This window comes from Rhizobium sp. CCGE 510, from assembly GCF_000292525.1.
Classification (GTDB): domain Bacteria; phylum Pseudomonadota; class Alphaproteobacteria; order Rhizobiales; family Rhizobiaceae; genus Rhizobium.
In genome coordinates this window covers 223,491-239,785 of sequence record NZ_AEYF01000026.1, presented here as the reverse complement: position 1 = coordinate 239,785, position 16,295 = coordinate 223,491, and the positions used below count along the sequence as shown (strand labels likewise).

Below are 16,295 nucleotides of genomic sequence, written 5' to 3'. Positions count from 1 at the left end.
TCCATCAGGAGCCGGAATCCATCTTTCTTATGACTGCGAATGCCTGGGCTGCGCTTTGGCGCTCAGCCCTTGTTCTTGTTGTAGACGTCGAAGAACACGGCGGCGAGAAGCACCGCGCCCTTGACCATCTGCTGCGAGTCGGTGCCGAGGCCGTGGATCGACATGCCGTTGTTCATGATGCCCATGATCAGCGCGCCGATAACAGCACCGGTCACCTTGCCGACGCCGCCCTGCGCCGATGCACCGCCGATGAAGCAGGCGGCGATGACGTCGAGCTCGAGGCCGAAACCGCCCTTGGCCGTCGCCGAATTGAGGCGCAACGCGACGATCAGTCCGGCGAGGCCGGCAAGCAGGCCCATGTTGGCGAAGGTCAGGAAGGTCAGCCGCTCGGTGTTGATACCAGAAAGCTTGGTCGCCTTCTCATTGCCGCCCATGGCATAGATGCGGCGGCCGATCGTCGTGCGACGGGTAATGAACGCGTAAGCAACAACCAGAGCGAGCATGATGACCAGCACGTTCGGGAAGCCTCGATAGATCGACAGCTGGTAGCCGAGCGCCAGAATGGCGAGACTGACGATTATGTTCTGGGCAAGGAAGAAGCCCAAGGGCTCGACGTCATTGCCATGCTTCTCGTTCGAGAGCCGCTTGCGCCACGCGAGATAGAAGAGGGCGACGGCGCCGACGACGGTCAGAATGATCGAGGTCGAGTTGATGCCGCCCATATCGAAAAGGTTCGGCAGGAAGCCGATGCTGATCAGCTGGAACTCCGGCGGGAAAGGACCGATGCTGGTGCCGGTCCCCGAAGCCGTCATCACGAACAACGTCAGGCCGCGGAAGACCAGCATGCCGGCCAGCGTGACGATGAAGGCCGGGATCTTGTGATAAGCGACGAAATAGCCCTGGATGCCGCCGACAAGCGCGCCCATGGCCAGACAGACGACAGCCGCCACGACATAGTTGACGTGCCATTGCACCGTCATTACGCCGGCGATGGCGCCGATGAAACCGACGACGGAGCCGACCGAAAGATCGATATGGCCGGCGACGATGATCAGCAGCATGCCGAGCGCCATGATGACGATGAACGAATTCTGCAGAATGATGTTGGTCAGGTTGAGCGGCCTGAAGAGAACGCCGCCGGTCGAAATCTGGAAGAACACCATGATCGCGATCAGCGCGATGAACATGCCGTATTCCCGGATGTTGCCGCGAACGTAGTCTCCGATCGAGACGACACGCCCTTGCTCAGCGATGGGTTGGTTGATCGGCGTCATTGTTTCTTCTCTCCTGAGCGCATGATGGCGCGCATGATGGTTTCCTGGCTCGCTTCTCCCTTCGGCAGTTCCGCAACGATACGCCCTTCATTCATGACGTAGATGCGGTCGCAGGTGCCAAGAAGTTCCGGCATTTCCGACGAGATCATCAGAACGGCTTTGCCGTCAGCCGCGAGCTGATTGATGATAGTATAGATTTCGTATTTTGCACCCACATCGATGCCGCGCGTCGGCTCGTCGAGGATCAAAACATCGGGATTGGAGAACAGCCACTTCGACAGAACCACCTTCTGCTGGTTGCCGCCGGACAGATTGACCGTTTCCTGGAAGATGCTGGAAGAGCGGATGCGCAGCTTCGAGCGATAGTCGGACGCGACCCTGGATTCCTTGACGCTGTCGATGACCGACGCATTCGACACTGCCTTCAAATTGACCAGCGTCGTATTGTGCAGGATCGTGTCGTTGAGCACGAGGCCGAGCTGCTTGCGGTCTTCGGTGACATAGGCAAGACCTGCCTCGATCGCCCGGCGCACGGTGCTGACGTCGACCGGCTTGCCGTGCATCAGCACGTCGCCCGACACCTTGTGCCCATAGGCCTTGCCGAACAGGCTCATGGCGAATTCGGTGCGCCCTGCCCCCATCAACCCGGCGATACCGACGACTTCGCCCTTGCGGACAGTGACGTTGATATCGTGCAGCACCTGACGGTCGCGGTGCTGCTGGTGATAGCAGTTCCAGTTCCTCACTTCGAGAATGGTTTCGCCGATCGGAACCGAACGCGGGGGATAGCGGTCCTCGAGATCGCGGCCGACCATGTTGCGGATGATGATGTCTTCGCTGATTTCGTCCGCGTGACAGTCGAGTGTCTTGACCGTCATGCCGTCGCGCAGGACGGTGATCTGGTCGGCGACCTTGCGGATTTCGTTCAGCTTGTGGGAAATGATGATCGAGGTGATGCCCTGATTGCGGAATTCCATCAGCAGCGTCAGTAGCGCGTCGGAATCGCTTTCGTTGAGCGAGGCGGTGGGTTCGTCGAGGATGAGCAGCTTGACGCTCTTCGACAGCGCCTTGGCGATCTCGACGAGCTGCTGCTTGCCGACGCCGATGTCGGTGACCAGCGTGTTCGGAGATTCCGACAGACCTACCTTCTTGAGCAGCTGCTTGGTGCGGTTGAACGTCTCGTCCCAGCTGATGACGCCGCTCTTGGCATTCTCGTTGCCGAGAAAGATGTTCTCGCCGATCGACAGCAACGGCACGAGCGCCAGTTCCTGGTGGATGATGACGATGCCGATTTCTTCGGAGTTCTTCAGGACCTTAAAGTTGCGCGTCTCGCCTTCATAGACGATGTCGCCTTCATAGCTTCCTGTCGGATAGACGCCTGATAGCACTTTCATCAGGGTCGATTTACCGGCCCCGTTTTCGCCGACCAACGCGTGAATTTCACCCTTGCGAACCTTGAGGTTCACGTTCTCCAGCGCCTTGACGCCCGGGAACGTCTTGGTGATGCTCCGCATTTCGAGGATGATGTTGTCCATAGTCAAAGTTCCAACGCCTTGAGCCGCCAAGCGGCTTGGCGATCATAAAATCGAAGACCGGAACCCGCAAGCGCGGGCTCCGGTCTCCTGCTTAACTGATTACTTCAGCTTGTCTTCGGTGTAGTAACCGCTGTCGACCAGGATCTGCTTGTAGTTGGTCTTGTCGACGGCAACCGGCTTCAGCAGATAGGACGGAACGATCTTGACGCCGTTGTCGTAGGTCTTCGTGTCGTTGACCTCAGGCTCCTTGCCGGACATGACGGCATCGACCATGGCAACAGTGACCTTGGCGAGTTCGCGGGTGTCCTTGAAGATCGTCGAATGCTGTTCGCCAGCGATGATCGACTTGACCGACGGGATTTCAGCGTCCTGACCGGTGACGATCGGCAGCGGCTGGGCCGCCGTACCATAACCAACGCCCTTCAGCGAGGAGATGATACCGATCGACAGACCGTCGTAAGGCGACAGAACGGCGTCGACCTTGGCGTCGGTGTAATTGGCCGAGAGCAGGTTGTCCATACGGGCCTGGGCCGTTGCCGGATCCCAACGCAGCGTGCCGACCTTGTCCATGCCGGTCTGGCCGGACTTCACGACGAGCTTGCCGCTGTCGATGTAGGGCTGCAGGACGGACATTGCGCCATCATAAAAGAAGAAGGCGTTGTTGTCGTCCGGCGAACCGCCGAACAGTTCGATGTTGAACGGGCCCTTGCCATCCTTGAGACCGAGGCCGTCAACGATGGAGCCAGCCTGCAGAACGCCAACCTGGAAGTTGTCGAACGTCGCGTAATAATCGACGTTGCCCGAATCGCGGATCAGACGGTCATAAGCGATGACCTTGATGCCGGCGTCATGAGCCTTCTGGAGAACGTCGGAAAGCGTCGTGCCATCGATCGAAGCAATAACGAGAACCTTGGCACCCTTGGTGACCATGTTTTCGATCTGCGAAAGCTGGTTCGGAATGTCGTCGTCGCCATACTGCAGGTCCGTGGCGTAACCGGCAGCCTGGAGCTGCTTGACGATGTTGTTACCGTCGTCGATCCAGCGGGCCGAAGCCTTGGTCGGCATTGCAATGCCGACGGTGCCCTTGTCGGCAGCCATTGCCGGTGCAACGAACGAAGCGACGCCGAAGGCAGCCGCAGCCATCAATGAGATAATGGACTTCATTTCTCTCTCCCTTGTTAATAGTGCAGCGGACGAAAAATCGCCCGCCCCCGAAACTGTGGCAGGTTCCGTATTGGATAGTTACTTCAGATGGTGAGAAACGAAGTAGGTCTCCTCCACGATCTCACACGTGTTGAGTGCCAACCAGCACACGGCGGCAAACTGGTATGGATTCCTATAACTGTCAAATAGAATAAGTGGTAACGTGCATAACAATTTTGGTATATCGTTAAAAAGTATTACTTTTGATGGAACGCAGCGAGGAGGCTGCAACCATGACGATTGTTTCAGAACCCATTTTGATGGATCACGTCGATATCCACAGCGATAGTTTCGGCGATGACAGCCTTTTACGTGCAGGACTTAAGCTGAATCACCTGCGGATGATCGTCGCAATCGAAGATAGCGGACAGATTTCCGCAGCTGCGGAAGTCTTGAACATCTCGCAGCCCGCCGCATCGCGCATGTTGTCCGAAATGGAATCAATCACCAAGACGCCGCTCTATGAGCGCGTCGCCCGCGGCGTGGTGCTGACGACCTTCGGCGCAGCCCTTGCCCGACGGGCGCGAAAGATCCTGCTGGAGCTGCGCGAGGCAAGCCGCGAGATCGGCGAGTTGAAGAGCGGCAAGGGCGGCCCGGTGTTCATCGGTGCGGTGACGGCGCCGGCCATGAGCCTCGTCGTGCCCGCGATCAACAGGGTGCGCAAGGCCTATCCCGGCATCGAGATCAACATCCAGGTGGAGACCAGCAACGTGCTCGCCCGCGAACTGCTCGCCGCCCGCCACGATTTCATCATCAGCCGCATTCCCGACGATCTCAATCCGCGCCTGTTCGAGGTGACGGAGATCGGCATCGAGCGGGCCTGCCTGATCGTGCGCAACCGCCATCCGCTGCTGAAAAAGAAAAAGACCAGCAGCCTTTCCGATATCAGGGACTACGACTGGGTGTTCCAGCCGCCGGGCACGCTGCTGCGCCGGACGATCGAGGACATTTTCCTGTCACGCGGCGTGGCGCTGCCGGAAAATATCGTCAACACCTCGTCGCTGCTTTTGACCTGCGCCATCGTCTGCGGAACCGACGCGATCGCTCCCGTCGCCACCGACGTCGCCCAGTTCCTGGCCAGCCAGAGTGCGAAGGCTTCCGACGTGCGCATGCTGCCGATCGACTTCGACATCAACGTCAAACCCTATAGCCTGATCACGGCGAGGGAACGGGCGCTGCCGCCGAGCGCAAGACTGCTCTATGACATCATTCTCGAGGAGAGCCTGAAGCAGGCGGGCTGACGCGGCCCGCAAGCCCTGCGCCATCTTGCCCGCCTTTAATGCGCGCCGGAGCAATTCCGGCAAAGTGGGCAGCGGTTTTTGCGTGCGGAAATTGCGTGAAAAAATTAGAGCACGTCGGTTTCGACGAAACCGGAATGCTCTTGAGGAATGCGGATGCTGTTCGGACAGTCGGTATTTCAATCAGTGCTCGAGCGGCTGAAGGCCGAGAACGAGACGGACGAGGATGCCGAAGCGTCGGCCGCCCATCGCCTATCCGGGCGCGTGTCCGGCCTCGCCACCGGGCTGGCCTTCGATGTCATGGAGGGTGTCTCGGTCGCCTCGCAGCGCGTCGGCCAGGCCTATTTCGACAATCTGGATCTTGAGGCGGCCGCCGGGCCGGTGGACAAACCGGTGCCTGTGCCCGAACCTGAACCGGCCATGCCGGATCATCTCACCCGCACGACACCGCAAGAGGTTGCCGCCGAACTGGCGATCTCGGCTGCCGATACGCCGCTGACACTCAGTGAGAAGCGCCGCGCCTTCGCCCGCGCCAATCATCCCGATGGCGTCGCCCTGCCCTTTCGCGACAATGCTACGAAGCGCATGATGCTCGCCAATCTGCTGATCGACGAGGCGCTGCGGCGGCTGCGCTGATTACTCGGCCTTACCGTCCTTCGAAGAATTTCCAGTGGATATCTCTGCCGGCTCCTCGTCTTCGTCAGCATCAGGCTCAGCTGCCGCCTCGACGGTCGCCGGCTGCGGCTTGAAGGTCCAAAACAGCATATAGAAGGAATAGGCGCCGGCCGCGGCCGAGAGCACCGCCCAGAACGGATCGCCGCCGACAATCTCGAACGCCGCCCAGCCGAAGCAGACGGCAACGATGGCAACACGCACCCAAAGGCGCCGGTATGCCGGATGGTTCGGATCAATCAGTTGCATCTCTACCCCGCGGTCGCATATGTCGCACTGCTCTTTGCATGTGTCGCACTGCCCATGGCATGTGTGGCGCTTGTCTTTAGTTTGAATCTTGCAAATGTGAAAGAGCCGCGGGCTTGACGCCGCGCATAGATAATGGAATGAAAATTCCAGATTTTTGGCAATTCGGTTTGTTTGTTCCGAATTCAAGGGAGGTTGCAATGACAGTGAGATTTGGTCTTCTCGGCGCCGGCCGCATCGGCAAGGTTCATGCGAAAGCCGTCAGCGGCGACGCCAATGCAAAGCTCGTCGCGGTCGCCGACGCCTTTCCGCAGGCGGCCGACGCCATCGCCTCGGCCTATGGCTGCGAGGTCCGCACCATCGAGGCGATCGAGGCAGCCAAGGATATCGACGCGGTCGTTATCTGCACGCCGACCGACACCCATGCCGACCTGATCGAGCGCTTTGCCCGCGCCGGCAAGGCGATCTTCTGCGAAAAGCCGATCGATCTCGACGTTGCCCGCGTCAAGGCCTGCATGAAGGTGGTGGAAGAGACCGGCGGCAAGCTGATGGTCGGTTTCAACCGCCGCTTCGACCCGCATTTCATGGCGGTGCGCAAAGTGATCGACGACGGCAAGATTGGCGATGTCGAGATGGTGACCATCACCTCGCGCGACCCCGGCGCCCCGCCGGTGGATTATATCAAGCGCTCGGGCGGCATCTTCCGCGACATGACGATCCACGATTTCGACATGGCCCGCTTCCTGCTCGGCGAAGAGCCGGTCTCGGTGCTGGCGACCGCCGCCGTGCTGGTCGACAAGGCGATCGGCGAAGCCGGCGACTATGACAGCGTCTCGGTGATCCTGCAGACGAAATCCGGCAAGCAGGCGATCATCTCCAATTCCCGCCGCGCCACCTATGGCTACGACCAGCGCATCGAAGTGCATGGCGCAAAGGGCATGGCCGCCGCCGAAAACCAGCGGCCGGTCTCGATCGAAGTGGCTAACGGCGACGGCTACACCCGCCCGCCGCTGCATGATTTCTTCATGACCCGCTACACCGAAGCCTATGCCAACGAAATCGCCGCCTTCATCGCCGCCATCGAAAAAGGCACGAAGATCTCGCCGTCGGGCGCCGACGGCCTGGCAGCACTGGCACTGGCCGATGCGGCGGTGCAGTCGGTCAAGGAAGGCAAGCTGATCAAGGTTGGGTGACGGCTCGCTTTCGATTTGAGAAATATTTGTGAGATGGCCGGGTGTTTGCCCGGCCGTTTTGCGTTTGAGTGCATGCTGCGGAGCCGGCGAGACCGGCCCCTCATCCGCCTGCCGGCACCTTCTCCCCGCTTCGGGGCGAAGGGGAGTGCCGCACCGTCTTCCTCAATCTCAACGCCGCGTTTGGCACGTCCCCTCTCCCCGTTTTTTACGGGGAGAGGGTTAGGGTGAGGGGCAGCCTTTGGCGCGGAGTGGGCAACTGTATGGGTGGGTTTGCAGACGCTCGCGGGAGATGAAAAACCCCTCCCCAACCCCTCCTCACAGGTGGGAGGGGCTAACGCGTCGCCGCCCTTCCCATAACCTCCAACCTAACAATCCGTAGAACGGTAGCAACCGGCAAGGTCTCTCCTGTTGGTCGCCGCCGACAGCCGCGGCTTAAGCCCCGCCCCCTTTGTGGGGAGGGGTTTTGGCGCTACTCCGCGCCCTGCCCCCCCGAGACAACAATATCCTGGTCGATCACCGACAGCGCCCGGTTGAGATGGCCCTCGAAGACCAGGATTTGCTCGTCGGCGACCACTCGGATTTCCGGCATGCCTTCCATGCGCACGATGTGCGACTGGCCGAGGCCCTCTTCGATGCCCTGGCGGAGAAGGTCGTAATAGCGGGTGCCCGGGCCGGTGATGGCGATGGGCATGCGTTCGGTGAGGCTGAGCATGCGCGACAGGCCGTTGCCGAGTGCCAGGCCCGCCTGGCGGAAGGCGAAGGCGGGGATGCGGTGGCCTTGGCGGGCTTTGGCGGCGATCTTGTCGAGTTCGGCGACCGGCACGAATTTTGCGGGGATCGTATCGAGCGGCACTTCGAAGGCGCTGCGCAGGATGGCGTAGAAGCCGGCATAGGCTTCGATGCAACCGCGTGTGCCGCAGCGGCAGAGGCCGCCGCCCGCCATGTGCAGCATGTGGCCGAAATTGGGCGCCGAGATCTCCTGCGTCTGGCCGCCGCGCCTAACGATGCCGAGCCCGACGCTGTGGCCGAGCGAGAGGGCGGCGAGCGAGCGGAAATCGGCGCCCTTGACGATCTCTTCGCGCGCGCCGAGGGCGGCGGCGACCAGCAGCGTCTCGTTATCGAGGATCACCTTGGCCTGCCACTCCGGCCGCAGCGCCGATTCGAAATCGATCTGCTCGCTGCCGAAGATCGGCGACCAGACGAGCACCGGCTCGGTGGAATTGACCAGCCCCTTGCTGCTGATCGAGATCAGCAGCACCTTTTCCTGTGTGATCCGGGAACGATCGAGAATGCGCGAAAGCCCGGCACGCACCGCCTGGACGAAGCGGGTCGCACCCGAGGGATCATGTGACCGCTCCTCGCTGAAACGATCGATCAGCTTGCCGGCATAATCCACCAGCGAATATTGCACAGCATCGGACGAGATGATGACGACGATGAGATAGCCGCAATCGCGCCGCTGGCGCAAAAGCACGCGCGGCCGGCCACGGCCGCTGGCCGCCTGCTGCTCGGATTTCTCGATGATCTGGGCGCGTTCCAGATCGGCTGTGATCGCCGAGATGGTGGCCGAAGAAAGCCCGGTGGAATCGGCTATTTCGGTATGGGCGAGCGCGCCGTGGCGGCGCAGCACGGACAGCACGAGCACGCTGTTTCGCTGCCGGACCAGCTCCGTGCTCGACTTGGTCAGCATGAATGCCGCCCTCTCCCCCTGATCTAATTCAATAGTTTAGAGCATGATGTCATCCGAAAACCGCTCACACTTTTCGGCATCATGCTCTGGCCCGCCCGCGTTTCCCACTGCATCGCCCACCGCTGTTCCGCAAGGGAAATAAGCTAACGGCCCAGTGTTGACAGCCGAAAAAATCTCTGACACTAAATTTCTCGACTGTCGAGAAAATAATCCGAATTTTTCTGGACAGCTTTTCGCGGTGGCCGGAGGAAGCATGGGCTGGGCCGGTCGCAACTCACTCGGGAGGATATTATGAAGTCTATTTTGAAGCTGATGGCCGGGGCGGCCATTCTCGTTTCCGTGCATACCGTTGCCATGGCTGCCGATCTCGTCGTCGGCGTTTCCTGGTCGAACTTCCAGGAAGAGCGCTGGAAGACCGACGAAGCCGCGATCAAGAAGGCTCTCGAAGCCAAGGGCGCCAAGTATATTTCCGCTGACGCGCAGTCTTCTGCCGCAAAGCAGCTGACCGACGTCGAATCGCTGATCTCGCAGGGCGCCAACGCGCTGATCATTCTCGCCCAGGATTCCGACGCCATCGGCCCGGCGATCGAAAAGGCCGCCGCTGAAGGTATCCCGGTCGTCGGTTATGACCGCCTGATCGAAAACCCGGCCGCCTTCTACATCACCTTCGACAACAAGGAAGTTGGTCGTCTGCAGGCCGAGGGCGTCTTCAAGGCCAAGCCGGAAGGCAACTACGTCTTCATCAAGGGCTCGTCTTCCGACCCGAACGCCGACTTCCTGTTCTCGGGCCAGCAGGAAGTGCTGAAGGCCGCGATCGACGCCGGCAAGATCAAGAATGTCGGCGAAGCCTATACCGACGGCTGGCTGCCGGAGAACGCTCAACGCAACATGGAGCAGTTCCTGACCGCCAACAACAACAAGGTTGACGCCGTTGTTGCTTCGAACGACGGCACGGCCGGCGGCGCGATCGCAGCCCTCGACGCCCAGGGCCTTGCCGGCTCCGTTCCGGTTTCCGGCCAGGACGGCGACAAGGCAGCGCTGAACCGCATCGCTCTCGGCACCCAGACGGTTTCCGTCTGGAAGGACAGCCGCGAACTCGGCACCCGCGCTGCCGAAATCGCTCTCGACCTCGCCGGCGGCAAGGACATGAGCAAGATCGACGGCGCCCAGACCTTCAAGGGCGGCCCGAAGGGCGTCGAAATGCAGTCTGTCTTCCTGAAGCCGCAGGCGATCACCAAGGACAACCTCAACGTCGTCATCGACGCCGGCTGGATTTCCAAGGCTGAAGCCTGCCAGGGCGTCAAGGCCGGCGCTGTCGCTGCCTGCAAGTAAGCAAGCTTCGAACGAAATGCCGGCGCCGCAGCGGAGACACCGTTGCGGCGCCGGACGCGGATGAGACCTCCAATCACGAAGTTTTCTCCGCCCGCCGCACCATCGCGGACTTTCATTCCCTGCCGGAAGGGTGTCGCGACGCCACGCCACGGTTTCCGGAAGCAGCGCGATGGTCAGTTGAAGAACAGACGATGACGCCGTTGGCAGCCTCTAGCACGCCGGCGCACCCGTCCAAACACAATGGGGGAACGGCAAACCCATGGCCGAAATGGTAAAATCAACGACATCGAGCGGACCTCGAGCGGCGGAAGCCAGTCCGGTCACCCGCTTCTTTCGGGCGACCGAGATCGACACGCGCCTGCTCGGCATGATCGGCGCGCTTGTTATCATCTGGATCGGTTTCCACATCATCACCGGCGGCCTGTTCCTGACACCGCGCAATCTTTGGAACCTTTCGGTCCAGACGACCGACATCGCCGTCATGACCACCGGCATGGTGCTGATCATCGTCACCCGCAACATCGACCTTTCGGTCGGTTCCGTGCTCGGCCTCTGCGGCATGATCATGGGCGTGACCCAGGCGAAGATCCTGCCGGAATATATCGGTTTCGACAGCCCCTTCACCTGGGCGATCACGCTGCTCGTCGGCGTGTTGGCCGGCTGCCTGATCGGCGCCTTCCAGGGCATCATCATCGCCTTCCTGAACGTGCCCTCCTTCATCGTCACCCTCGGCGGCCTGCTGGTTTGGCGCGGTGCGACCTGGCTTGTCACCAGCGGCCAGACGGTTGCGCCGATGGACCAGACTTTCCGCATCATGGGCGGCGGCGCGGAGGGCTCGATCGGCGCCACCTGGAGCTGGATCGTCGGCATCGCCGCCTGCCTGTTCGTCGTCGCCAGCATCGTCGGCTCGCGCCGCCAGCGCCGCCGTTTCGGCTTCCCGCGCCGGCCGATCTGGGCTGAATATTTTCTCGCCACCCTCAGCTGCGTGCTGATCCTCGGCGCGGTCTGGATCGCCAACAGCTATTATTGGCCGATCAATATCGCCAAGAAATATGCCGAGACCAACAATATTCCCTGGCCAGAAACCGGCCTGGATATTCCCTACGGCATCGCCGTGCCGGTGCTGATCGCCATCGTCGTCGGCATCATCATGACCTTTATCGCCACCCGGCTGCGCTTCGGCCGCTATGTCTTCGCGATCGGCGGCAATCCTGAGGCGGCCGAACTGGCCGGTATCAAGACCCGCTGGGTGACCGTGCGCATCTTCGCGCTGATGGGCATTCTGGCGGCTATTGCGGCGGCGATTTCCACCGCCCGCCTCAACGCCGCAACCAACTCGCAGGGCACGCTCGACGAGCTTTACACCATCGCCGCCGCCGTTATCGGCGGAACGTCGCTGGCGGGCGGCACCGGCACGATCGCCGGCGCCATGCTCGGCGCGCTCGTCATGCAATCGCTGCAATCCGGCATGGTTCTCGCGCATGTCGACACACCGCTGCAGAGCGTCGTCGTCGGCACCGTTCTCGTCGTGGCGGTCTGGCTCGACACCGTCTATCGCTCCCGTGCCAAGTGAGAGGAGCCCTGAATATGGCTGATCAACGCACTCCCCTCGTGGAACTGAAAAACATCTCGATCTCCTTCGGCGGCATCCATGCCGTGGACAATGCCTCGGTCGATCTCTACCCCGGCGAAGTGGTGGCCCTGCTCGGCCACAACGGCGCCGGCAAATCGACGCTGATCAAGATCCTCTCCGGCGCCTACAAGCGCGACAGCGGCGATATCCTGATCAATGGCGAGCCGGCCGACATCCGCAATCCGCGCGATGCCAAGAAATACGGCATCGAGACGATCTACCAGACGCTGGCCGTCGCCGACAATGTCGACGCGGCCGCCAACCTCTATCTCGGCCGCGAGCTGAAGACCCGCTGGGGCACGCTCGACGACGTGGCGATGGAGGCCTCGGCGCGCGAGGTGATGGGGCGGCTCAACCCCAACTTCAAGCGCTTCAAGGAGCCGGTGAAGGCGCTTTCGGGCGGCCAGCGGCAATCGGTGGCGATCGCCCGCGCCATCCTCTTCAACGCCCGCATCCTGATCATGGACGAGCCGACGGCCGCCCTCGGCCCCCAGGAGACGGCGCAGGTGGGCGAGCTGATCAAGCAGCTGAAGAAGGAAGGCATCGGCATCTTCCTCATCAGCCACGACATCCACGACGTCTTCGACCTCGCCGACCGCGTCTCGGTGATGAAGAACGGCCAACTGGTGGGCCACGCCCGCACCGAGGATGTGACCAAGGACGAAGTGCTGGGGATGATCATCCTCGGCAAGGTGCCGCCGAAAGCCATCCCCGGCCCCGGCGCCATGCAGATCTGAGCGGCGCGAGCGCCGCGCCAACGACAATCGAACTCCGCCGCCCGCAAGGCCGGCGGAGTTTTTCGTTCAATCCCCAGGCTGACGAATAAAAATACCTGCCAAACCGCAAGCATTGGTATTTCTGAGAATTTCGCGATTGAAGCCGGCCGCAAGCTAGGCTAAGAACCACCCATCGGACAGGCGATTCAAACCGCCTCAGGCATGCACCCGTAGCTCAGCTGGATAGAGTGTTGGATTCCGATTCCAAAGGTCACAGGTTCGAATCCTGTCGGGTGCGCCATTTTTCTGTAACGCTTGGCATCAGCGTGCACCAGCTTGGCAACACCGTGCACCTCGCTTGCCAACAGCATGCACTGCTTTCCAAAAAACGCAGGTGAATCAATAGATGCGGCGTGTCTATGCGATCCCGCAGCCTCAGCATACGCGTGGGAACCGCTTCTCGCCTCAGTCCCATAAAGATGGCTCATCTGGATATCAGGGAAGCGCCTCTAGCGATGCCGCTTCCACTTGTCAGCCTGAGATTTCGGCATGGTTTCCGTATCCGAGGTTCAATCGAACCCGGCCACTGTAAAGGATTAAGTCTTTTAAGTATTCCGCCTCGCGTTCGAGGCGCGGAAATTGCCCCAGGGGTGAGCATTCAAGTGTCTTGCTTGATACGTTCGCTGATCGCTCGGGCCAGGAATTTCTGCCAGTCAAGAGTCTCGCGGTAGATCATCTCGTAGACATTGATCAGGCTTGGCCCGCGCCTTGCTGTCTTCGAAAACTCTGTCACCAAAGCTGAGCAGGCTTCGATTGAGCTGATCCCAGTCTGCGGACCCAGGTGCATACGCCCATGTCGCTGAGTTTGACGGGCCCGAAGGTGTCGACAAGATAGCATTCAAGCTTCGTCATCCTCTCGTCTGCAATCGCCTGTCGCAAATGAGCAATAACATGGCCAGCGGTCAGGATGCCGTAGATATCGCCAATCTTGATGTAGGTGCCGGATGCAGCGAAAAAACGGTCCGACCCTTTGTCCCCCTGTAGCCGAAACCTCAAGCAGATCGCTACGAAATGGCGAGCAAAGAATTTCATAAATCGATTCACGTCGTCATCGTGCTGCACGAACTGAAAACCTGTCTCGGACGGCTTTTCAAAAGCTATATTAGGTTCTCAGTTTGGTCGATCGGTATCCGTTGTTGCCAACACGTTATTTCGTTGAGAATTGAGAATTCCGGTTAGCGCTAGCCATAACGGCCCATGGACAAAACTGGTCAGCGGCTGGGAAAACAAATGCAAACTGATGAAGGTTCCGCAATGCTGATTTACAACAAAGCAGAAAATAAACATTGAAATCGGCCCCGCCCACAAACCTTTTATCCGGCCAAACTGTTCTCGCTCCAAGCTCTCTGTGGTAGGCAGCCCAGAAGCGCCAATCTTGCGCGCGACAAAGTTACGTTCTCGATATCGAAGGTAGGCGCTAGCATTGAAGGTTTACCGACCAGAGATCGATGGCTTGAGGGCCATATCGGTGATCGCGGTTATTCTTTATCACGCCGAGTTCACGCTTGCCGGCCACACCTTGCTGCAAGGCGGGTACATCGGCGTCGATGTGTTTTTTGTGATCAGCGGCTTCCTGATTTCCCAAATTTTGCTGACAGAAATCGAAGCGACGGGGCGTATTGATTTTCTTAAATTCTATACGCGGCGCGCGCGAAGGATTCTGCCTGCGTTGTTCGCGGTCGTTTTCGCGACCATGCCCTTCGCCTATTACCTTTTATTGCCGTCGGAACTGCTGGATTACGCGAATTCCATCGGTTCGTCGCTCCTATTCGGATCGAATATCTATTTCTATTTTACGGCGGCCCAGTACGGGGAGCCGGATACCCTTCTCAAGCCGTTTCTTCACACCTGGTCGCTGAGCGTCGAAGAGCAATTTTATATCGGCTTTCCGCTCTTATTGCTGATGACCCGCCGATATTTGAAATCAAAATTTTTGCCGTGCGTGTTGCTTATCGCGGTCTTAAGCCTGGTATTCTGTGTCCTCACGGTACGGCATGATCAGCAACAGGCCTTCTACTCGCCGCTCACCCGGGCCTGGGAACTTCTGGCCGGAACGCTTCTCGCCTATTACGAGCTGAGGCGTGGACGCGCGCGCCCTCGGCCGTTGCTCGCGGCGGCCGGGCTTGTGCTCGTTCTTGGTTCCCTCATCTTGTTTAGGAAGGACACGGTTCATCCTGGCCTGTTCACGGTGATCCCGGTCATTGGGACCTGTCTGGTGCTTGCATTCGCCAGTCATAAGGATGGCGTCGGGCGCCTGTTGGCTTCTCGGCCCGCGGCGCTCACCGGGATAGTCTCCTACTCCCTATATCTGTGGCATTACCCGGTCTTCGCCTTCGCGCGGCTGACGAGCGTGGATTTCAACAACGGCGATAAGTTTCTTGCGATCGCAGCGACCGTCCTGCTGGCGGTCGTCAGCTTTGTCGTCATCGAAAGGCCTATTCGCCACACCAGGAGAAACCGCGCCTTCTGGATCTCCCTGGGCTCATCAGTTGCGACCATCACGGCTGCTGTCGTGTCGGTAATCACTATGGCCGGTTTTCCTCACAGGTTGGATCAGGTCTATCCACCTGTCGCGCAGGCGAACGAAGCACGACTCGAAAGCACTTTTCTAAGCTTGAACAACAACATTCAAGCCGGGAAGCCGGTTATCTTCATCATCGGGGACTCGTTTGCCAGAAACTGGTCAGTCGCGCTGAAAAATTACATTGATGCCGATCGATATGAAGTCGTGGCGATCAGCTACTTAAACTGCATGGTGGAGATCAAGAACGATATTGTTAAGGCCCCTTCTCGCGCCAGCATTTACGATAAATACTGCATTCCCTTTGAAAAATTTATCAACGACAAGTCATTGCTCAGCCGAACGAAAGCGATTTTCCTCGCGAGTAATCAGCCTTTTGAGTACACAGTCAACCCGTTCAGGTTCGAGCTTCTTTCCTGGATGAAAAGCCATTCGGATGACGCGAAAATTTTCGTTTTCGGAAATTATTACCAGCTGGACCGATTGCACTCGTGCCTGGGGCTGATGTTTCAGACAAAATCCGATGCCTCTACGTGCCTGCGATTGGCGACGTATCCGCCAGCCAACCAGACTATAGCGCAGCTGCCATTTTTCCCATCTGATCTTGCATTCAACTACGTCGATATCATCAAGCTTCACTGCGACTACGACAAGGAGAAATGCCTCACCAGCAGCGGGGGTGTTCCGTTCATGACAGACTGGGGCCATCTGACAGCGGAATTTCTGACGACCTTGCTGGGTGACATTCTGGAAAAGAGAGCCGCCGACCTGCGGGACAGCGGTCTCCTCGATTTCCTGGTATTGCCGCACGATCGGCAAGGCGAACGAACTGCAAGTTCTCAGCCGAACGCTCACCCCGCGTCTTCTGCTTCTCCATCAAATTAAGCGGCCAGACGCCGGGAACGACGGTGAACCTGGTGTTCGAGTCCGGACTTTCGGCATACTTCCTCGTGTCGATGAGTTGGTTCTCATTACGCATTTT

13 protein-coding genes and 1 tRNA gene are annotated in these 16,295 nt (G+C 59.5%); 8 read left to right on the top strand and 6 right to left on the bottom strand.

Annotated elements, in window-relative coordinates; genetic code table 11:
* Window positions 1-62 precede the first annotated feature (62 nt).
* The 3 genes from mmsB to chvE all read right to left on the bottom strand — a co-directional run bounded on the left by mmsB (window position 63) and on the right by chvE (window position 3,973).
* Window positions 63-1,274, bottom strand: a complete 1,212-nt coding sequence (gene mmsB, locus RCCGE510_RS14180) for a multiple monosaccharide ABC transporter permease (protein WP_007630876.1) — start codon at window positions 1,272-1,274, stop codon at window positions 63-65.
* Window positions 1,271-2,809 (bottom strand): multiple monosaccharide ABC transporter ATP-binding protein, encoded by a 1,539-nt coding sequence (gene mmsA, locus RCCGE510_RS14175; protein ID WP_007630875.1) that lies wholly within the window; start codon window positions 2,807-2,809, stop codon window positions 1,271-1,273. The genes mmsB and mmsA overlap by 4 nt, the downstream gene beginning before the upstream one ends.
* Before the next feature lie 99 nt (window positions 2,810-2,908).
* Window positions 2,909-3,973, bottom strand: a complete 1,065-nt coding sequence (gene chvE / locus RCCGE510_RS14170; RefSeq protein WP_007630874.1) for a multiple monosaccharide ABC transporter substrate-binding protein — start codon at window positions 3,971-3,973, stop codon at window positions 2,909-2,911.
* A 272-nt stretch (window positions 3,974-4,245) separates the two neighbouring features.
* Here chvE and RCCGE510_RS14165 point away from each other — a divergent pair, with 272 nt between their 5' ends.
* Entirely contained in the window at window positions 4,246-5,253 is a 1,008-nt protein-coding gene (locus RCCGE510_RS14165) for a LysR family transcriptional regulator (RefSeq protein ID WP_037078661.1), read from the top strand.
* A gap of 153 nt (window positions 5,254-5,406) precedes the next feature.
* The gene (locus RCCGE510_RS14160) at window positions 5,407-5,886 is read left to right on the top strand and encodes a hypothetical protein (RefSeq protein ID WP_007630872.1); all 480 of its coding nucleotides are present in this window, start codon (window positions 5,407-5,409) and stop codon (window positions 5,884-5,886) included.
* Here the strand turns inward: RCCGE510_RS14160 and RCCGE510_RS14155 are convergent, their stop codons facing one another.
* A complete protein-coding gene (locus RCCGE510_RS14155; RefSeq protein ID WP_007630871.1) occupies window positions 5,887-6,171 on the bottom strand; it encodes a hypothetical protein in 285 nt (94 codons plus the stop codon).
* 197 nt (window positions 6,172-6,368) lie between these two features.
* On the opposite strand from RCCGE510_RS14155, the gene iolG reads away from it, so the two are divergent.
* Window positions 6,369-7,361 carry an inositol 2-dehydrogenase gene (gene iolG / locus RCCGE510_RS14150; RefSeq protein ID WP_007630870.1) on the top strand — a complete coding sequence of 331 codons (993 nt, stop codon included), beginning with the start codon at window positions 6,369-6,371 and terminating at the stop codon, window positions 7,359-7,361.
* A gap of 469 nt (window positions 7,362-7,830) precedes the next feature.
* Here iolG and RCCGE510_RS14145 read toward each other — a convergent pair whose 3' ends face one another.
* Window positions 7,831-9,051 (bottom strand): ROK family protein, encoded by a 1,221-nt coding sequence (locus tag RCCGE510_RS14145; RefSeq protein WP_007630869.1) that lies wholly within the window; start codon window positions 9,049-9,051, stop codon window positions 7,831-7,833.
* A 291-nt stretch (window positions 9,052-9,342) separates the two neighbouring features.
* Here RCCGE510_RS14145 and xylF point away from each other — a divergent pair, with 291 nt between their 5' ends.
* The 4 genes from xylF to RCCGE510_RS14125 all read left to right on the top strand — a co-directional run bounded on the left by xylF (window position 9,343) and on the right by RCCGE510_RS14125 (window position 13,033).
* Window positions 9,343-10,383: a D-xylose ABC transporter substrate-binding protein gene (gene xylF / locus RCCGE510_RS14140; RefSeq protein WP_007630868.1), complete on the top strand. Its 1,041-nt coding sequence runs from the start codon at window positions 9,343-9,345 to the stop codon at window positions 10,381-10,383.
* A gap of 259 nt (window positions 10,384-10,642) precedes the next feature.
* Window positions 10,643-11,956 (top strand): sugar ABC transporter permease, encoded by a 1,314-nt coding sequence (locus RCCGE510_RS14135; RefSeq protein ID WP_007630867.1) that lies wholly within the window; start codon window positions 10,643-10,645, stop codon window positions 11,954-11,956.
* Between the two features lie 14 nt (window positions 11,957-11,970).
* Window positions 11,971-12,753: an ATP-binding cassette domain-containing protein gene (locus RCCGE510_RS14130; RefSeq protein ID WP_007630865.1), complete on the top strand. Its 783-nt coding sequence runs from the start codon at window positions 11,971-11,973 to the stop codon at window positions 12,751-12,753.
* Between the two features lie 203 nt (window positions 12,754-12,956).
* Window positions 12,957-13,033, top strand: a tRNA-Arg gene (locus tag RCCGE510_RS14125).
* 488 nt (window positions 13,034-13,521) lie between these two features.
* Here the strand turns inward: RCCGE510_RS14125 and RCCGE510_RS14120 are convergent.
* Window positions 13,522-13,854, bottom strand: a complete 333-nt coding sequence (locus tag RCCGE510_RS14120) for a hypothetical protein (protein ID WP_037078657.1) — start codon at window positions 13,852-13,854, stop codon at window positions 13,522-13,524.
* Window positions 13,855-14,215: 361 nt separating this feature from the next.
* Here RCCGE510_RS14120 and RCCGE510_RS14115 point away from each other — a divergent pair, with 361 nt between their 5' ends.
* Window positions 14,216-16,198, top strand: coding sequence for an acyltransferase family protein (locus RCCGE510_RS14115; protein WP_007630857.1), 1,983 nt, complete (start codon window positions 14,216-14,218; stop codon window positions 16,196-16,198).
* Window positions 16,199-16,295 lie beyond the last annotated feature (97 nt).

What these genes read in the sequence shown, in the direction of transcription:
- RCCGE510_RS14135 (WP_007630867.1), top strand. Translation starts at nt 10,643, where the DNA reads ATGGCCGAAATGGTAAAATCAACGACATCGAGCGGACCTCGAGCGGCG.
- RCCGE510_RS14165 (WP_037078661.1), top strand. Translation starts at nt 4,246, where the DNA reads ATGACGATTGTTTCAGAACCCATTTTGATGGATCACGTCGATATCCAC.
- RCCGE510_RS14160 (WP_007630872.1), top strand. Translation starts at nt 5,407, where the DNA reads ATGCTGTTCGGACAGTCGGTATTTCAATCAGTGCTCGAGCGGCTGAAG.
- xylF (WP_007630868.1), top strand. Translation starts at nt 9,343, where the DNA reads ATGAAGTCTATTTTGAAGCTGATGGCCGGGGCGGCCATTCTCGTTTCC.
- iolG (WP_007630870.1), top strand. Translation starts at nt 6,369, where the DNA reads ATGACAGTGAGATTTGGTCTTCTCGGCGCCGGCCGCATCGGCAAGGTT.
- RCCGE510_RS14145 (WP_007630869.1), bottom strand. Translation starts at nt 9,051, where the DNA reads ATGCTGACCAAGTCGAGCACGGAGCTGGTCCGGCAGCGAAACAGCGTG.
- RCCGE510_RS14155 (WP_007630871.1), bottom strand. Translation starts at nt 6,171, where the DNA reads ATGCAACTGATTGATCCGAACCATCCGGCATACCGGCGCCTTTGGGTG.
- RCCGE510_RS14130 (WP_007630865.1), top strand. Translation starts at nt 11,971, where the DNA reads ATGGCTGATCAACGCACTCCCCTCGTGGAACTGAAAAACATCTCGATC.
- chvE (WP_007630874.1), bottom strand. Translation starts at nt 3,973, where the DNA reads ATGAAGTCCATTATCTCATTGATGGCTGCGGCTGCCTTCGGCGTCGCT.
- mmsA (WP_007630875.1), bottom strand. Translation starts at nt 2,809, where the DNA reads ATGGACAACATCATCCTCGAAATGCGGAGCATCACCAAGACGTTCCCG.
- mmsB (WP_007630876.1), bottom strand. Translation starts at nt 1,274, where the DNA reads ATGACGCCGATCAACCAACCCATCGCTGAGCAAGGGCGTGTCGTCTCG.